At 54.3% G+C, this 17076-nt stretch carries 13 protein-coding genes; 6 read left to right on the top strand and 7 right to left on the bottom strand.

Translation table 11 applies throughout. The annotated features are described in order from the left end of the window. Positions 1-252 precede the first annotated feature (252 nt). The 3 genes from OLTU_RS15450 to OLTU_RS15440 are packed head-to-tail and all read right to left on the bottom strand — an operon-like array spanning position 253 to position 3134. Positions 253-621 carry a response regulator gene (locus OLTU_RS15450; RefSeq protein ID WP_141733665.1) on the bottom strand — a complete coding sequence of 123 codons (369 nt, stop codon included), beginning with the start codon at positions 619-621 and terminating at the stop codon, positions 253-255. A gap of 36 nt (positions 622-657) precedes the next feature. After that, the gene (locus OLTU_RS15445; RefSeq protein WP_141733664.1) at positions 658-2622 is read right to left on the bottom strand and encodes a PAS domain-containing protein; all 1965 of its coding nucleotides are present in this window, start codon (positions 2620-2622) and stop codon (positions 658-660) included. Beyond that, positions 2619-3134 (bottom strand): chemotaxis protein CheX, encoded by a 516-nt coding sequence (locus tag OLTU_RS15440; protein ID WP_141733663.1) that lies wholly within the window; start codon positions 3132-3134, stop codon positions 2619-2621. The genes OLTU_RS15445 and OLTU_RS15440 overlap by 4 nt, the downstream gene beginning before the upstream one ends. 219 nt (positions 3135-3353) lie before the next feature. Here OLTU_RS15440 and OLTU_RS15435 point away from each other — a divergent pair, with 219 nt between their 5' ends. After that, a complete protein-coding gene (locus tag OLTU_RS15435) occupies positions 3354-3971 on the top strand; it encodes a hypothetical protein (protein ID WP_141733662.1) in 618 nt (205 codons plus the stop codon). Here OLTU_RS15435 and OLTU_RS15430 read toward each other — a convergent pair. Continuing rightward, positions 3968-5257 carry a SpoIIE family protein phosphatase gene (locus OLTU_RS15430; RefSeq protein ID WP_141733661.1) on the bottom strand — a complete coding sequence of 430 codons (1290 nt, stop codon included), beginning with the start codon at positions 5255-5257 and terminating at the stop codon, positions 3968-3970. The genes OLTU_RS15435 and OLTU_RS15430 overlap by 4 nt on opposite strands. A 286-nt stretch (positions 5258-5543) precedes the next feature. Here OLTU_RS15430 and OLTU_RS15425 point away from each other — a divergent pair, with 286 nt between their 5' ends. The 5 genes from OLTU_RS15425 (at position 5544) to OLTU_RS15405 (ending at position 9959) form a co-directional block, all read left to right on the top strand. Beyond that, on the top strand, positions 5544-6854 hold the full coding sequence (locus OLTU_RS15425) for a carbohydrate porin (protein WP_141733660.1): 1311 nt from the start codon (positions 5544-5546) through the stop codon (positions 6852-6854). A 116-nt stretch (positions 6855-6970) separates the two neighbouring features. Further along, positions 6971-7381: a hypothetical protein gene (locus OLTU_RS15420; RefSeq protein ID WP_141733659.1), complete on the top strand. Its 411-nt coding sequence runs from the start codon at positions 6971-6973 to the stop codon at positions 7379-7381. A 184-nt stretch (positions 7382-7565) separates the two neighbouring features. Then, complete coding sequence (locus OLTU_RS15415) at positions 7566-8648, top strand: hypothetical protein (RefSeq protein ID WP_141733658.1); 1083 nt, start codon at positions 7566-7568, stop codon at positions 8646-8648. A 316-nt stretch (positions 8649-8964) separates the two neighbouring features. Further along, positions 8965-9687 carry a hypothetical protein gene (locus OLTU_RS15410; protein WP_141733657.1) on the top strand — a complete coding sequence of 241 codons (723 nt, stop codon included), beginning with the start codon at positions 8965-8967 and terminating at the stop codon, positions 9685-9687. A gap of 23 nt (positions 9688-9710) precedes the next feature. After that, complete coding sequence (locus OLTU_RS15405) at positions 9711-9959, top strand: hypothetical protein (protein ID WP_218110059.1); 249 nt, start codon at positions 9711-9713, stop codon at positions 9957-9959. Here OLTU_RS15405 and OLTU_RS15400 read toward each other — a convergent pair. Genes OLTU_RS15400 through OLTU_RS15390 form a run of 3 tightly spaced genes read right to left on the bottom strand, consistent with a single transcriptional unit; the run spans position 9948 to position 17058 of the window. Further along, on the bottom strand, positions 9948-13358 hold the full coding sequence (locus tag OLTU_RS15400) for a PD40 domain-containing protein (RefSeq protein WP_176736650.1): 3411 nt from the start codon (positions 13356-13358) through the stop codon (positions 9948-9950). The two genes, OLTU_RS15405 and OLTU_RS15400, sit on opposite strands and share 12 nt — an antisense overlap. Positions 13359-13366: 8 nt before the next feature. Next, positions 13367-13630 (bottom strand): hypothetical protein, encoded by a 264-nt coding sequence (locus OLTU_RS15395; RefSeq protein WP_141733654.1) that lies wholly within the window; start codon positions 13628-13630, stop codon positions 13367-13369. Further along, entirely contained in the window at positions 13630-17058 is a 3429-nt protein-coding gene (locus OLTU_RS15390; RefSeq protein WP_141733653.1) for an AsmA family protein, read from the bottom strand. Before OLTU_RS15390 ends, OLTU_RS15395 begins: the two co-directional genes overlap by 1 nt. Positions 17059-17076 lie beyond the last annotated feature (18 nt).

The raw sequence follows: 17076 nt of genomic DNA, 5'->3' as shown, positions 1-17076 counted from the left end.
GGTCCTTTTTTAAGCTAACATGGCATTTCCATGGACGATTTGGATTTATACGTTATGCAATAAGGCCCTGATTCAGGAATGATTTGGCGGGAATATTGGGGCGGTCATTTTCTGGTGATACATAAAAATAGTTTTAACTTTGCGCCGTACCGGCCAGGGGAGAGGCAAGAGAGGATGAGGAAATGCCCGAGCATGACTCGATTCAGGCTAACGGGCACATTCTCTCTTTGAGGACACGGGGGCGAACTCGTCTTAGCGACTCAAGACCTTTTCAATGGCCGGCAGCACTTTGGATGGAACCAGAGGCTTCACAATCCAGGCCAGGATACCGGCAGCCTTGCCAGCAGCCTTGATATCGGGAGTGGCTTCCGTCGTCAGCATCAGCATGGGAACTTTGGCCAGTTCAGGAATTTCCCGAACTTTCGAAGCCATTGTCACACCGTCCATCTGCGGCATGTTGAAATCGGTGATAATCATGTTGATGTCCTTGTTCTCAACCGCCTGACGCAGACCATCAGCACCATCAACACCTTCAATGACCTTGTGTCCCGCGCCTTCCAGTGCTTCCCGCAGCTGGATACGGAGGGTTTCCGAGTCATCGACAATCAGAATCTTTGCCATAATGTATCCCCACAAGAAAGCACGGTTGGTACGAGGTCAGACAACCTCTGTATCAGATTTTAAACGAAACTGGAGCATGAGTCCAAGACCCAGCTGAGAAGTTAATCGAATATCGGTCGCCTTATGCTCATCAAAGAACCGTTTCAGGCCGGTAAAATCCACGATAGGACCCGCCTCATGGTTCTCTTTATGTAGAAGCGACGAGGCGAAAACCTGCTGAAAGACCTGCTCGTCCGTCATCTTTTGGAGGATGGCTTCGCTCAGGATGCCCTTTTCCTTCATAATTTCACGCAGTTTGCCAGCCGACATGCCGCGTCCATCATCCGACAGTTGAAATTGAACACCTTGATCATCCGACACAGCCTTGATGCGGATGTGTCCGTATTCCGCCTTGCCCAATTTGCGACGCCGGGCCGGTGTTTCAATGCCACCACTGATCGACTTTTCAATCAGCACAGCAAAGATATCCCGCAGAGGCCGGGCCAGTTCAGGCGGAACCAGCACCGAATCCCACTCAAAGGTTATCTTCACCATCTTGCGATCGTGGGCCGATTGAACTTTGGCCAGATCAGCCAGGAAAGGCTCCATGGTCGAGAGGCGCAAATAGTTGATTTTCAAGACGTGCTTGCGCAATTTATGCAGAACATCACGCGCCGCTTCCAGGGAGTCCGGCCGAATGCTTTGAATGGCCTGATCGATGGTGGCTGTAATGTCCTTGTAAAGGGTCGGATCCAGTTTGTGCTGGAAATCACGGGTGATGTCATCATCCGTATTCAGCGTATAGAAAATGCGCACGAGCTCCACACACTCGGTGCGGATCTGCGAATATTCCTTGGCGAGTTCATTCCGATTCTTGAAAAGTTCCTGACCGGGTTCACCCGCCAGCTTCACTTCCAAAATCTCGACCATTTCCTTGAGGGTGAGAAAACCCGCGCTATCCGCTGCGAATTTAATCCCGTCCACCCCGGTCTTGAAGGCCTTGAAGTCATCCACTTCCAAAGCGTGATCCAGGCGACGGATCAACGCCTCCAGATCGAGACAGATTCCTTGCAGAATACTGTTTTCGGCGTTTTGAATTTCCAGGATGCGCCGCACCGCCGACTCATTGCGCTTGATCCAGACGTTGCGCTCCTCGCGCTCCCGAATCAGATCCGTGCGATTTTCAATGATCATAAGGATTTTCTGAACGATACCATTAGCGGTCACGGCGTGGTAATCGACTTTCAGCCACAGCTCACTGTCCCCGATGCGACGACGCAGAAGGTTCGGGAACTGAGTCCTCACCGATTCAAACCAGTACTCGGATTCCCCGATGGCGCGCACCAGCAGTTTACAGGCTTCAATCTCAGCCGGCCTCATGGTGGCGAAGGCTGGTTCAAAGAGAAGTTCGACGATACCGACCTTGGCAAAGCCGTTATTCAGACCTGAATAGCGGGCATGCTGAAGCAGGTATTCGCAGTAGCGACTGTAGTTGGGCTCCACCTGGCCGCGCATCCCCACGCTCATGATCCCGATGGGGATGCTGCTGTAGATCTGGGATAATTCGCGTTCAAAACTGCGAATATCCACCAGGTTGCGGCCGTAGAGGACGATCAGGGGGATTTTGTCGAAGCGCAGAGGCACCAGAGGACGCAGCGCCCAGTGATAAGGTTGCTGTTCATCCTTGCCGGTAATGGCCTGGAGTTCGAATTCATGCGGGCGCTCAAAACTTTTGGGGTTTTGGGCCACCAGCTGTATCTTATTGAACAGGATATTGGATGATTCCACATCGAAAACTTTGGCCAGGTTGGTGCCGAGATAGTATTCAGGCTCGGCTTTGAGCAGGCGGCAGCCTTCGAGGTTGGCCTTCAGGATATTGCCCTTGATGTCGAAAACGAAAAGCGCGTCCGGCATTTCATCGACCAGCTGTTCGATGCTTGATTTCGACTGTTCAAGGGTCGAGATGATGTTATGCGTGGCGTGCAGGTTCTGTATGGCTTCGATCTTGGCGGACACGCTCATAGGAACTCCATATCACTTTCGGAGCCGTTATCGGTGGTGGGATCCTTGAGATCCTGCGCCGCCGCCCAGACATCCGCGCGTGCTGCCATGGTGCAGATTACGCTACCCGAAGGCCACTTGAGGTGCCAGGCGTCGATCGAAATAATCTCATTGCTGATATCCCGATCCATACGCCAGATCTCATCGAATCCACGGGTGACGATAGGTATACTCAGACCGGTGTTGATGCCCACATCCGCGAGCCTGGCTTTGATCACACCAGCCGTGAGGTTGCAGTACTCACGCATAAAATCACCGATCAGGTCGGCGTTGATTTTATCAACGTCCTTGTTGAGCGCCCGGGCCACGAGTCCCTGGATATCGCTCGAACTATAGTGAGCCTTGAAGGTGATCTTGCCGCCTTCGCCGGCCAGCAGGATGAAGGCCATCCAGTGGGCGTGAACCGTCAAGCGTTCCGCGGCATAAGGCAATTCTTCGGAAATGATGTCCTGACGATGCGCAACGGTCTTCATCCGTTCCAGAGACGCAAAGCGTACAAGCTTTTGCAGATTCTCGGAAACTATACCGGAGCCGGGTATTTCCAAGGTACGCGCTGCGGAGTCGATGATACACCTCGCGGCAAAGATCGGAGCAATTGTGATGGAATGCTAGGTCTATGATACCGAATACTGCCGAAAACTGTCAAATGTGATTAAATAGAGGTAAGAACCAGTACAGGGGGGCCCGATCTCATGTCGGCGACTGCAGAGCAGAGCAAACAAGGTGGACATTCATTGGCTTACCTGAAGGACGCCCATCAACACCTCTATACCATGATTCGCGAACTCTCCCGAAAGCGGTTTGCGGATATTACCGCGCGACGCGATCTGGTGATCGAAGAACATGAGCGCCCCGACGACTTCATCTATGGTTCCCACCTGACCGTGATTCAGATCGCGGCCAAGGATTTGCGTATTACCTACAAGTCGCACTTCAACCTCACCGATGTGATGGCCTTGACCCAGCGCAAGGGTGCCCCCGAGCGGTCGCATGAGCAGATCCTGAAGTCGTCGTATGACCTTTTCAAGGAATACAATAACCTTGTGGCCGGCGGGATCACGCAGCAGCTGCACAGCTGTGGCATCGTCGCGGGAATCAGTTTGCCCATCGCCACCAGCGGATTTGATGAATTGATTTCGTCGGATGAAGTGCGTGGGTCGCGGCTCTACGATTTCTGGCGGGTTCGCGGCGAAGGTTTCCACTTCACCTGCAGTGTCTATGCGGAGATATTCGAGACCGAACTCCTGGATCTCTTTGTTTACGGTGAAGTTGCCATGGATGACGACGGCGGCGAGATCGAGCTGCTTTAACCTGCCTTGTTTTTCTTACCCATGAAGACATCAACGCTGACCAGAGTCAGGTCATCGGCCAGCGGCTGCTTGCCGAAGTGTTGCAGGGCGCTATCGACGATGGAATCACGGAAGGCGACGCCCTCTTTCTCCATGCTGCGGCCGATGGATTTGCGGAAACTGGATGACCCATACATCTGCCCTTCCTCGTTCTTGCACTCGATAATGCCGTCCGTAAAGAGGATGAAGCGATCGAGGTCGGACAAGGGCATTTCCTTTTCCTGATAAACAGTGTCCGGATCGAAGCCGATCGGGTTGCCCTGAATGGCAAGAGCCTCAGGACCACGGAAGGGCTTCACGTTGTCCGGCAAAGCTTCCTTGCGGAGAGCCTGGCGGCGGTACTGCCCTTTCAGGTGCAACGGAAAGTTGTGACCCGCGTTGCAGGCTCGAACCACACCGGTTTTGGTGTCGAAGAGCATGGCGAAGAAGGTCATGAAGAACTTGCCTTTGAAGGTATCGTAAACAATCTTATTGATCTGGTGCAGAAGTTTCGAGGGATGCAGGTAGTCCTGGGACTTGCCGATGCGCGCGGTATTCGCGTAGGCCATGCAGGTGGCCTGCGTCATGGCTGTCACAAGAGCGGAAGCCGCGCCGTGGCCGGTGACGTCACCCACGCACACAAGATCCACTCCATCACCGAAATTGAAGTGTCCCCACCAGTCTCCGGAACATTGTTCGGCGGGACGATAGAAGGAACAGATTTCAATACCGGCGGATTGGATGCGGTTCGGCGGAAAGAAAGCGGACTGCATGATTTGAGCGGTTTCCAGCTCGGTTTCGAGCTTGGCTTTTTCGGCTCGTTCGCGCAGAACTTCGGTGATATCACGTCCGACCAAAAGCAGGATGGTCCCACGCCGTATGCTGACGGCCTGAAATGGGCGTACACTCCAAAGAATTTCGCGGGAATTGGGGCCCTGTTGAATCGGCAGCTGGAATTCACTGGGCTGGCCGTTCAATCCGCTGTTCTGATAAGGTTCCAGACGGTTCAGGAACTGGGTCCAGTCGTCTCCTTTAAAAAGTTGTTTCATCTCACAAAGGTGGACCAGGTCATGATCAATTCCCAGCCATGTGGCCGCCCGCTGATTGCCCCAGATGATGCGACCATCGGTCGTAATCAGGCAGGTCAGGTCCTGCATGCCGTTGATCAGCGACTCCAGGGACGACTTGGCCTTTTCCAGATTCACCACGATCTCGTGCGTCGCGATCATCGTCGCGCTCGCCAACTGTTCTCGTGGTGTCATGGACATGAAAAGCTCCGGGTACGAGATTCCTACCTCGATCTTATCGGCCACATTTAATTAGTCACAAGCGGCAAAAGCTTCCCGGCCAGACTTTGCCGGCCCACACAGCCTTGCAAACCTGTCGCCATGGTTCACCAAAACTCTCCGTTTTGTCGATTTTCCTACTGCAAATTCAGGAATCATGAAAAGTCCGTGGGCTATGCCTTGCGGTTCAGTTATATAAGCCCGTTGTGCCACAGAGCACAGCTGTGAACAGAGGATCAGAGATTTACCGAAAGACAAGGAGTGTATCGTGAAACAGATCTCCCGTTTGATGCTGCTTGGCAGTCTGGCTCTATCGGCCCAAGCCTTCTCCCAGGAGTGGTCCTTCACCCCTGAAATCTATTCCCGAGGGGGCGTAACATATAAATCCGACTTTTCGAAGGAAATGGGACCGGGCAACCAGTATCAGAATTTCAACCTGGGTCCTTATAATAACGAAGGTCTGATCGACTATCCCCTGACCGAAGTGACTTTGCATGCCGGTTATGGCGACAGTTTCAAATTCCATTATGGCTTTGACGTGAACGGCAACCGCCAGTTCCTCTATCGCGATGATCAGGATCCGAGCAAGAAGACCTACCTGGCCGAGCGCGTGGCCTATGGTGAATTCAAGATCGGCAACGGCTGGAGCATCTGGTACGGCAACCGTCCTTTCCGCAGTCCTCCAGAATTCCTCTCGCGCTCGTTCTACTTCGATGAAAAAAATATACTGGGCGGCGGGGTCCGCGTGGAAGGACTTGGGCCACTGAATGTGGACCTGGCTTATGGTTCCAAAGTCAACGAGTTCACGGATGCCGGGAACAACGTCCAGGAGATCGACAATATCCTGATCAATAAGATCGAATATCCTCTCACCAACGGCGCCATCAAAACCAATCTGGAATGGCACAAAACGGACAAGAATATTCAGGGCGGCTCCGGAGAATTGGCGACCAAAGCTTATGTTTTCGGCGTGGCTTACCAGCGCTGGGGTGATCAGCTGGCCGGTGGCGGTCTTTTCAACCAGCTCGTCGTGCATACGTCGAAGGGTTACATAGGTAACGGAGCCATGTCGTCGGCCTTCCAAAACTTCGATGATCAAAAGTACGACAAGTCGAAGGAACCTTCGAAACTTCTTGTGGGCTGGAATGGTGATTGGAAAGTCCAGGGCTACGGAGTGTACTGGCTGGTTCTGTATCAGGACCACCAGGGCGAGGCTCCGGGTTACACCGACAGTGAAATGAATTGGAAGTTTATCGATGGCATGATCCGTCCGGTTTATGCCTTGACGCCCAATGTCACCGTGGGATTTGAGCTGGATCGTCGTTCGATCCTGAAGGAAGGCCGCGGTCTGCGCGACGGTGTTTACAACAGCACCGATCAATGGGCCACCAACGGCGGCACCACACGGTGGGGCGGAATTATCAGCTACAATTTGGAAAACCGCATGTTTGATTATCCAACCATCGGCGTCTACGCAGGCGAAGTGATCAAGGACAAACCCACGACATTTTTTGCCAGTGAGAGCCCGCGCCGCTCCACGCATTTTGTTCGCTTCTATTATGAAGTGAAGATCAACTAGGCTCCCGGTGGCGCCCCACCCCGTTGATATTCCAGCGTATTTTGAATCTGCAATATTTCAAAGCCCTTGGCGTCCTCTCCTGCGAGTCCCGATCTTTTGAGAGGAGAGCGACAGCCATGGCCAATAGTTTTCAGTCCTGCGCCCTGACAGCCGTCAGCTATGGAATTCCCTACAATCCATTCAGCGCCGAGGTCGATCAGGTTTTGCTGCAAGCCAATCACGCTTCCGAAATTCTGCGAACCCTCTACTGCCTCTTCAAAGGGAAGCAGAAAAAAGTATCCCTCACCTTTATCTGCCGCAGTGCAGGCATTCCTTCCAAAGGCTATCTGGCCCTGGTGATGAATGGCCAGCGCCGCCTGCATGCCAAATACTGGGAAGCGATTTTCCGCACGTTCAAACTCAATGACCAACAGCGTGATATTCTGCGCGCGTTTTTGGAGCTGGATCAGATCACCTGTGAACACTCGCAGGCCTTGCAATTCCGGCAAATTATGACTCTGCGGGAAGGATTGCGCTCCGAAGCTTGAGTCTGATGGACAATTACCCACCAATGATCAGCGACTTGCATGAAAGTGACTTTCGAGGGCTGTTGACGGGCCGTAATTATTCCCGCCAAGCCCTCGACTTTCCAGTCTTATAAAGAGTTGTTCAAGAGAGCACCCGTAAAGACCGAAATAGTTCCATGGGAAAAGTACACATAGAGGAGTACACATGGGACCCGATTCTTTGCAGCCTATGGATCTTCCCAAAAAACCAATCAACCTGTGGCTGGTGGCCGCCATGGTCTTCTTAATAGGACTGGGCGCCGGCGTGGTGATTCCCGCCGGGATGAAATATTTTGATCAGGAAGACAACAAAGTCGCTTCCGATGAAAAGGAACCCGTGACCTTACCCTTGCCCAACGGCAAGCTGCGTCGCGTGGACCCTCCCCTATCCCATGAAACGGCCTCGAAGGAAACCAAAACAGCCAAATCGAAGGCTGAGAAACACCGGCAGAAGCTGGCCGCTGCGGCTTTCCGCGAAAACAGAAATAAGAAGGAAGAGTCCCGAGCGACCAGGGCGGCTGCCAAGGTTGAGACGCGGGCCGAATCCAGGGAAAAGGCTCCAGCTAACCGCGAGAGATCCGCACCAACCCGGACCAGACTCGCCAAGACTGAGAGGGCTGCGCCGTCCAGCGAGCTTATCGAGGAAGTTCCATCGGCGTTGACCGCGGTTCAGGTGGAACGATTGATGCTGTCGAACTCGGTTGGGTCCGCCAATAACCAAAGGGCTGTGGCCCGTCCGGTCTCGTTGCCGCCAACTCAAAACCTGGGCAATCCAGGTCAGGCCGTGACGCCCCTGCCCATCCTGAAGACGAGTCCACGTGGATCCAGCAAAACCTATCCTGTCAGTATCAATAACGCGAGTTTCTCAAAGGCGAACCTGGCCAACTGCACCAGACGTTGTGCCCTCATGGGTATGGATGCGATGGGCAAACCCATCAAGGCTATCATCAATGGAGCCACCTATGCCGCGGCTCTGATGCAGCATAACGGAACCATCAACATCTCGGGTCAGCCTCGCATCATCAAGAATCAGCAGGTGCTTGTGGTTGAGAATATTACCTTCAACCTGGCTCCATCCCAGAAGTCTGTCGCCGCCCGTCGCGGTCGTGCAGCTGGTGTGCCGGCTGCAGAAGAGGCTTCAGGCTATACGGAAGTCTCCTTTGAAGGGGATGATCTGAAACCTGGTACCGTGATCAAGAGTCGAAAACAGATACCGATCGAGGATCAGCAGGAAATCCCTGCTCCTTAATCTTGAAGTCATAAGCCCCGTAAGGGGCTTTTTTCTATTTAAAACCCAGCAATCCTCTGAACCCCGCTTGCGCTATGGTTTTCTGCATGCGCCTTAGTTTTATTTTCAAACATCTGGTTATGGTGAGTTTATAGCGGATTCGATGCGTCTGAACGGCTTTACCCGCCTCGGTTTGAATAAGGCGAACTCATCAATCCTTTAGTTTTCCTCACTTTGAGCAATGCTCCGCACTAGCACTGTCCAGAGCTTTGTATTATGGTGCCCCCTGGAAGACCAATAAACACAATGCACTCTGATTCCAAGGCGTGGGGAGTTTATGCTGGCAGATTTAAAAGAACTCATTGACGCATGGCTTAAAGACCGGCCGACCCGAAACCTGTCTCTTCTGTCGAGACAGTCTGGAGTGCCTTACCCGACCTTGCGTCGCGTCTATCAGCAGGAGAATGTACCGACGCTGGAAACGGTGCTCGCCCTCTTGAATGTTATTGCGGCCAATGAAGCCGCCATGAGCTTTCTCAACCGGCACTTCAGCGACATCGGCGCCTGGGTTGGCAAGATGGTTCACAGCTATGATGTGAGCATTACCAGCGGCGACTTCAACGAAGAGCTTCGTGATCGCATCAGTTTTGCCATTATTACGCTGGCCAGTTCCGGTGGCACCACCATGGATATCGTGGGTCGGAAGTTTGGTGAATACGGCCTGGTCAAACTCAAGCGCCTCCTGGAGATCGAGGCGGTGTATGAGCAGGATGGAATCCTTCGCTGCCGTTACGAAAATTTTTCAGTGCTGGATCCACGCTTGATTCTCGAACAAATCAAACATACTGTCGATCTCTTTGATATGACCCAACTCGGGGATCCAGCTGTGTGCGCGCAGTTGCATACTGATGGCCTTGACACCCAGGGTGTTGCGGAATTGCATAAGCGTATTATGGAATTCGAAGAGGATCTTCGCCAGATCTTCAATCGTTACCGAGGGCCCCAGGTGGTGATGCTGAGCTATATTTCAAGCTTCCTTCAGAAAGGCACAACTTTATGAAAAGAACACTTGCAACGATAGGCTTGCTGCTGTTTGCATCGGCATCTTTTGGCAGCGATGGACAACATACCGGCGTTGGTGGCAATCCCTTTATTCCGCCGCCCAACCCATCGGGAAGCGCTGTGAACCCATGGAGCATTCAGATGCTGATCAATCCTGGCCTTCTCATTGTAGCGCCTGAGTTCAATAGCCAGGATGCTGCCGAGCAGGAGGAAGCATCCCGGGAGGAACAGGATCAGAAAGATAAGGCCGGCCGCAGCTCAGCGCAGTGATTGCGCCAGAGCATCGCGATAGCCTTGCAGGCCGGCGTAAATCGCCGGCTTTTCCTTTTCCAGGAGCTGCACGCTTTCCTGAGCCAGGATGCTTTGACTGCCGTCGACGAAATTCTTCTGACGGCTGGGATCCTGCCGCAGGCGGAAGGCCAACGCGATCAATTGAACTTCGGTCCAACGAGCCCGCACTTCAGCGGCTGGATCGTCGACTTCCGCATATTCCTTCTGTGCGCCTTCCAGTGTCTTATCCAGAGTCGCCAGCATGGACGGACTCGGCTCCATCTTATGGCTACGGACGAGGATCATGAGGTTTTTCAAGCTCACAAAAACCGTATGAGCCAGATACCCAAAGCTCGTGCCATGCTCCTGGGTTAGGCGCAGCGCCTGATCCAAAGTCGCCAGTCCTTCATTCTTCTGCCCTGCCTCCAGCTGCCAGCGCGCCAGATCCTGAGTTTCCTTGATGCGCTGAGCACTCAGGGTTTCATCCTGGAAATGGAATGCCTTCGCCTGTTCCATCACGCCCGGAAACATCGCCAGACGTTCCTGAATGGCTGCAATCTTTTTGGTTATGGGAAGTTGGAGGCGGGCCAGCAAACCCAGTGCCACGAACTGAACCTTGGTGGGTTGATAGACCAGGTTTACGCCTTCACCCTGGGCTGGCTTTTCCTGTTTGGCAAGGCTCACGGCTTTGCGCAGGGACTGCTCGGCCTCATTCCAGCGCTTCAGTTTTCCGAGGACATAACCCTGGCTCAACCAGAGGCTGGCCTTGGCCTTGTCACCCAAGGCGGCCATGACTTTGGCATAATGGGCGGCGGCCTCGTCATACTTTTGGGCATTCCAGGCATAAAAAGCGGCCTTTTCCTGGAAGGGCACCAAATTTTTCGGCTGCGTTTTTAATGCCTCCTCGATGGATTGCCAGGCTTCCTGGAAACGGTAACTTCGGTAGAGGGCCTTGGCCTGGAGCCACAGCACAGCCTGCTTCATTTCCACGGATGGATAATTCATCTCGTGGCGGCGCAGGAAAAACTCGGCGGCCAGGGAATGGTTGCGAATCGCGCCGTGCAGAAGCCCCAGGTTCTGATAGGCCGCGCTCTTGATGCGATCGTTGTTCCAGCCGGCATCAATGGCAAAGAGATAGGAGCGATGCGCCTTGTCGGAAAGGTCGCGATCAAAGGTGAAATCCTTTTCCGTGGCCAGCATGAGGCGATGGTAGATATAACCCTGGAAGAGGTAACGCGCGCCCACTCCCACATGATCGTCGCTCATTTGATTCAGAGCTTCGGCCGCCTCTTCCAGGTCGCCCTCGTCAACCTTGTCCGGATTCATGAGGATGCGGCGCAGGAGTTCGACAAAGACCCGGCTTTCCGCCCGGATCAGGCCGTCCTTCTGCATGCTGTTGTAAGCCGACTCCAGCTCGTTCCAGGTTCCAAAATGCATGAGCGCATACTGATAATGGGATTCCAGGTCATCGCTGGTGCGGATGCTGTCCATGAAGGCGCCGCTCGCCAGCGGCTTCTCCTGGGGCTTGTCGCTATGATAAAAGCTGTACGCGAGGTCGAGGCTGTTTTGCCGTAAGGCTTCGATAGCGAAGGGAAATTCCTTGCTGTCGCGCTTCACATAGGTCAACCATAGACTCATGATCGTGGCCAGGTCCCGGCTTTTCTTCGCCTGATAAAGAACGATCATGCCGCGATTGAAGAGCAGACGCATTCCATAGTAGTCATCCTTCAGGCGCTTGATGCGTTCGACGATGGCCCGCATTTCCGTGCGTGAGGCTTCCTTGGTGGTCGCGGTCGCCACACGGTAGAGCTGCTTTTCATGCTCCAGAAGATCCTGAATCACTGCATTCTGATCCACCTTGGCTTTCAGGGCGTCGATCGCAGGCGTGGGATCCGTGCCTGGTTTCAGAAGTTCGAACCAGCGTGACAGATAATAGAGCCGCGTTTCCATCGTAAGATCGCGGTTGAGCAAACGCTGTTCCAGGGCGGCGCGATACACGGCATCATTTTTGCCTGCGGTGAGCTTGATCAGTTGCGTCAGCCAGTAAAGGGTCAGGCCATCATCGGAATGGATCGCCTGGGCCCGGGCCTGGGCATCCTTGGAACGGTTGGCAAAGAGGTCCATGTAACCCAACGCAACCTTCTGCAGAGCCGTTGCGGGAAGGCTTTGCAGCTGGGTCCTCTGCCGATCGATCATCTGCGCAAAGGCTCCAAGGTTTTCCTTCCGGGGAAGGATCTCCCAGTTCGCATAGGTTTCCAGTAGAATCTTCTGGACCTTGTAATCATCAGTGCCCTGGCTCAGTCTGCCGGCATAGAACGTCGCGGGCATCCATTCTTCCCAGAGAATGAAGTTGCTCATCGTGCGTTCCATCATCTCGCGATCCGGAATCACGCGAAAGCGCGAGTGCAGATGATTGAGGAGCAGAATGCGATCGGAATAGGAACGGGCCGCCCGATGCGCTTCCCAAAGGTCGTCCGCGTTCCAATCGGTCGGGACGATACCGGTCAGCGCCGTTCGATAAACATCCAGGGCTCCTTCGAACGCGCAGGTCATATACAGAACTGTGGCTGCCGGAAATGGATAGGAGCAGTTCTGATTGAGCGAGGTCAACTGCTCAGGATCCTTGGTGGAACCATCGACCGGGATACGGAAGATGGCGGCGGCGTCCCGTCCGTCCAGACGCAGATCGCGGTTGCTGTCGACCATGTACTGCGCAAAGTAAATGAATTGCCCATTCACCGAAAATCGGGCCGGCCCGGTGGCCCCGGCGAGTTGCAGGCTCAGGGTGCGTATAGGTTTGCGGGTCTTGATATCGTAAAGGATAAGGTCGTTCCCCTTGCCCTTGTAAACCAGGGTCCGCCCATCCTTGGCGAGACTTGGATTGTAAATCGGCCCTTCCAGTACTGATTCGGTTTTTTTGGTTTTCACCGTCAGGAAAATCAGCTTCGCCTGGGTGCCGGTATCGTTGCTGCGAACAAAGGCCAGCGTTTCGTTATCCACCCAGAACGGCGAATGCTCCGGGGCCCCGGGGCCGGTGACGCAGAGGATATCCTCGCCGTCCAGCATACAGATATCGCCCTTGGCATCGCGCCGGAAATAGGTGAATGCCAGTTCCTTGCCGTTGGGACTCAGCGCCGGCGTCTTCGCATCCGTGTCCGCTGTGGTCATGGCGCGGATTTTACCGGACTTCATATCATAGCGCATGATCTGCGAGGAAAGATTCTGACTCCGCGTGAAATAAATCACCGACTCATCATCGGAGACCGCGGACTGAAAATTATCATAAGGGCCGACGGTGATTTTCTCGAGCTGGGCCAGTTTTTGGGATTTATCCGCAGCCAGAGCCTGAAAAGGCAGACTCAGCAGCGAGGCCAGCAACATTCCTTGTCGCATCCGCATGGGTTTCCTCATTTCGCTTTGGGCTCAGGCTTTTTCTCATGATCACTATGGGTCATGCTGAAGATCTGCCGTTGTTCAACCGGGCTGCTGGTGGACTCCAAGGGCTGGGGTCCGGGGTTCAAGGCCTGCTTGTGATAAGCCTGGTCCAGCTCCTCCCATTCGCCGCTGGCTTCCAGCTCCAGCACGGTCTGTCGATCGATCAGATAAACATCCGGCAGACACCCGGTACCCAGCAGGCCACTCCAAACCGAAATCATCAACAGGCGACGCATTACGGACCTCCCTCTTGCAGAAGTTTTTCGATTTTTTGCAAGGCTTCCCCAGCCTTGGCATTGATCAGACCCGTCAGGGGTATGGACCTTAGAAAAATATCCTTGCTGATCACGCCACCCAGGTTGATGTTCATATCCATCAAACCCTGTTCCATGCTGATGGCCACACCTTGCGGATAGGACACGCGCAGGGCCCGGCGGGCCATGACCATCTGTTCATCCTTATACTCCGGGTCCAGCACGTCGAGCAGAGATCGGAGCTGCTGTTGGCCGATTTCCGTTAAATCAAGGCGCCCGGTGGCCAGACGTTTGCGGATATCAAAATTCACCGCCATGCGACCACTCAAAGGCGCCCAGTCCTTGGGCGGCAGGCGCTGGCTGGGTTCCCTCAGCAGTTCCGCCTGAATGCCCGAGAAGCGGCCCAGAAAACCAAGCTGCAAGCGATCGGGATGCAGGTCGAGGTAATAGCGGCCCAGGGCACTGCCCTGAAGCAGGTCGATTCTGAGTTCATTGAGCATGATCAGGTTCTGCTGCACTTCAAAGTTCTGAATGAAGGGTCCGGCGACGATATGCTTGAAACGGATCTGCGCAATGGTCAGCTGGGGTCGTTCGCTGACATAGGGTTCAAGACTCTCATAATCCACACGAGCAAAGGGATTCATGGTATTCAGATAAAGAAAACCAATCTGCCCATCCTGAAGCTGCAGCTCCTCATGAATGTAGACCCCACCATTGACGTTCTTGATGGCGATGTCTCCATACTGAACCGAGAAGTTTTGAAAGCGCGGCTCAGCATCCAGGGAAATTCGGGTTTTGTCGAAGAGAACCAGTTTGATTGGAACCTGCAGGCGTCCCGTCCCCTGGACCGGAGCATCGGTGACACTGCCGATTTGCGAATCCATCGTGGCATTGAAATAACCCTGGCTGTTCAGACGGAACTCGCCGCGCCCTTTGAATTGGAACAGGGCATCATGCAGGCCCACAAAAAGGGTCTTGATGGTAAAAAGATCCTTGTTTTGCAGATTGCCGTGAAACACCACCTTGAATTTCTTCAGAAGCTTCTGGATATGCTCCTGCTCCGGGATTTCCTTGAGGAGTTCGATGCTGTCCGCATCGACCATCAATTTCACTTCACCGTTGTCAGGCTTCTCCAGATTCTGGACCGACGCCTTGATGAGGGTTCGCAGGTTGTGAACCCGGGCCAGATCCTTGGCGGTGATGGTGGGTTCGGTCAGCCTTGTCAGGAGTTCACCCCGCCCCTTCTCCACCTTGATGCGACTCTCCAGACGCAAAGGCACAGCCCAGCTGATGCGACGTTTGGCGGCACCAACCGGAGTCTGCTCCAGGCTTTGCGTGAGCTGCAGGTCGGCTTTGATGCGATTCAGATTCAAACCCTTGATATCCTGCAGACGGTCATAGCCATGCACGAGGGAGATCTGATGCTGGCTGGACACCCGCACGCCGCCCAGTTCATCCAGGGCTTTGGCCGCTTCGACTATTTTTTGCAAGGAGGGATCGGCGGCGACTCTCACCGTGCTGCGGCTGGTCAGTTCCCCTTTCTTGTCCTGCCAATCCATATCGATATCCACGAGCCGATGCTGATCGATTTGGGTCCGACCCTGCAGTTGCCCGCTGATGCGATCGCCGACCTCGGCTTTGACCGTCAGGTCCTGCTGAACTTCGATCGGTTTGCGCAACGCGCTGTGCCGCAGGCCCTCGGCATGAACCTTCACGGTCCAATCCAGGGGACTGGCACTGGCCTGGTCCTCACGCGCGGGAAGATTAAGTTCACTCGTGACGCGCGCCTTCTTAAAGCGCACGAGGTTTTTGGCGGAAGAACGCTGCTGCCGGATGTCCAGGGATAATGAGTTGGTTATGGTAAGTTGTTGCCAGTTGTCCTTGGTGATGTCGGTCAACGGCATGGGATGGAGCAGGTGCTGGTTGATGGACAGGTCCAGGGCGGGCCAGCCGAGCTGGTCGAGCTGGGCAAGTCCGGCGTGAATGGGTTTCAGGGAAGGATGCGGTTCCAGCTTCACTTGCAGTTTGGATTGAAGCATCCCGTTCTGGTCCTTGCCTTCGCCGCTGAGTTGCAGAATTTTTTCGCCGTTCGCGTGGCCCTCGCCTGTCAGGCGTCCCGCGTGGTTGACCAGATTGAAACCGATATTCAGGTCCTGGCGCCAGGCCAGAGGCGCGGCCAAGAACTGCGAGGTCAGAGGCTGTATTTTCAAATTCATTTCAGCCTTGCCCTCGCCCTGTTCCGCCTGGGATTCGAGGGTCAACGTCAGGCCCTTGGTGCTGGCCAGGGTCTTGCCATTTTGTGTGGCTTTCAGCTGGGTGACCTTCAGGTCTTCGGTGATATCCCAGCTTTGATCCTTGCCCGGCGTGCTGCTCAAAACGCTTATTTTCCAGCTGTTTTCATTGGTGAGGGAGGCCGAAGCCAGAAGTTTTTGAGCCGCCTGCCTTTGGTCGATGTTCGCTTGATCCAGGACGATTTTGAGTTGCCCTTCACTGGTCAAGGGAAACAGGATGTCGGCCACCTGGGGCTCTTCGGGAATGGTTCCCTGGCGTTTGGCTGTGAGTTCGGGCGTCACGTGCAGCTGCGCAAAGGCCAGATCCAGTTGGGAACCGTCGCTGCCGGTTCGTTGCAGGCTGGTTTTCTTCAGCAGAAGATCAAGCTGCTTGAGTTCAAAGTCCCAGTTGAATTCCTCACCGGGAGCGCGGACGGCCAGTTCAATCTCGGGTTCCATGGCGATGCTGGTGTTGAGTTTTACGCTGCCGACGGAAGGGTCGTTCTGCTCAAACGCAATCTGCACATCCATGGCGATCTGTGCCGCCAGGTCCAGCATTTCCGGCTTCAAGGCCACCGAGGCGTCGATGTCCGCTTTTTTCAACTGGGCGTTGATGATTTTTGAACCCTGCGTGAGATGCAGGTTCAACTGATTGTCCCGCACGATCAAGGACGGCCCATCCAGCTGCACCGGTGGGCTTTTGATTAAATCAATCAAAGGACGCAGACCCTGGGAGGGTTCCTCAGGTTTTTCCTCATCCGCCAGAACGAGCTTAACGTCCCCGCGCAAGCCTTCCACAAGGACTTCGCTGATCTCCAGACGTCTCTTAAGGAGAGCCCAGAAGGAATAACCCAAACGCAGACGGGCCAGAGTCAAATCCGCCTGAATGGTCGGAGGGCGATCGATTTTTACCTGCAGGTTTTGCAGATTCACGCCCGCGAAGACATCCAGGGCCAGGCTCTGCGCGTCCAGAGTCACGCCGGCCTCCTGAAGAGGTTCCTTCAGCGAGGCCAGAATCTTTTGCTGGACATCCGGGGACCGTAAGACCAGCCAGGCCGTCGTAAGCAGGCCGATAAAGAGGAGCAGCAGTCCCCCCAGAATGATCAAGACCAGCTGCCACCAACGCGCCTTCCCTTTCATGATACTCCTCTATAGCTC

Source organism: Oligoflexus tunisiensis (assembly GCF_001748245.1).
Classification (GTDB): domain Bacteria; phylum Bdellovibrionota_B; class Oligoflexia; order Oligoflexales; family Oligoflexaceae; genus Oligoflexus; species Oligoflexus tunisiensis.
Note: the sequence above shows the minus strand (reverse complement) of the source record. Positions and strands in the feature narration are given on the sequence as shown.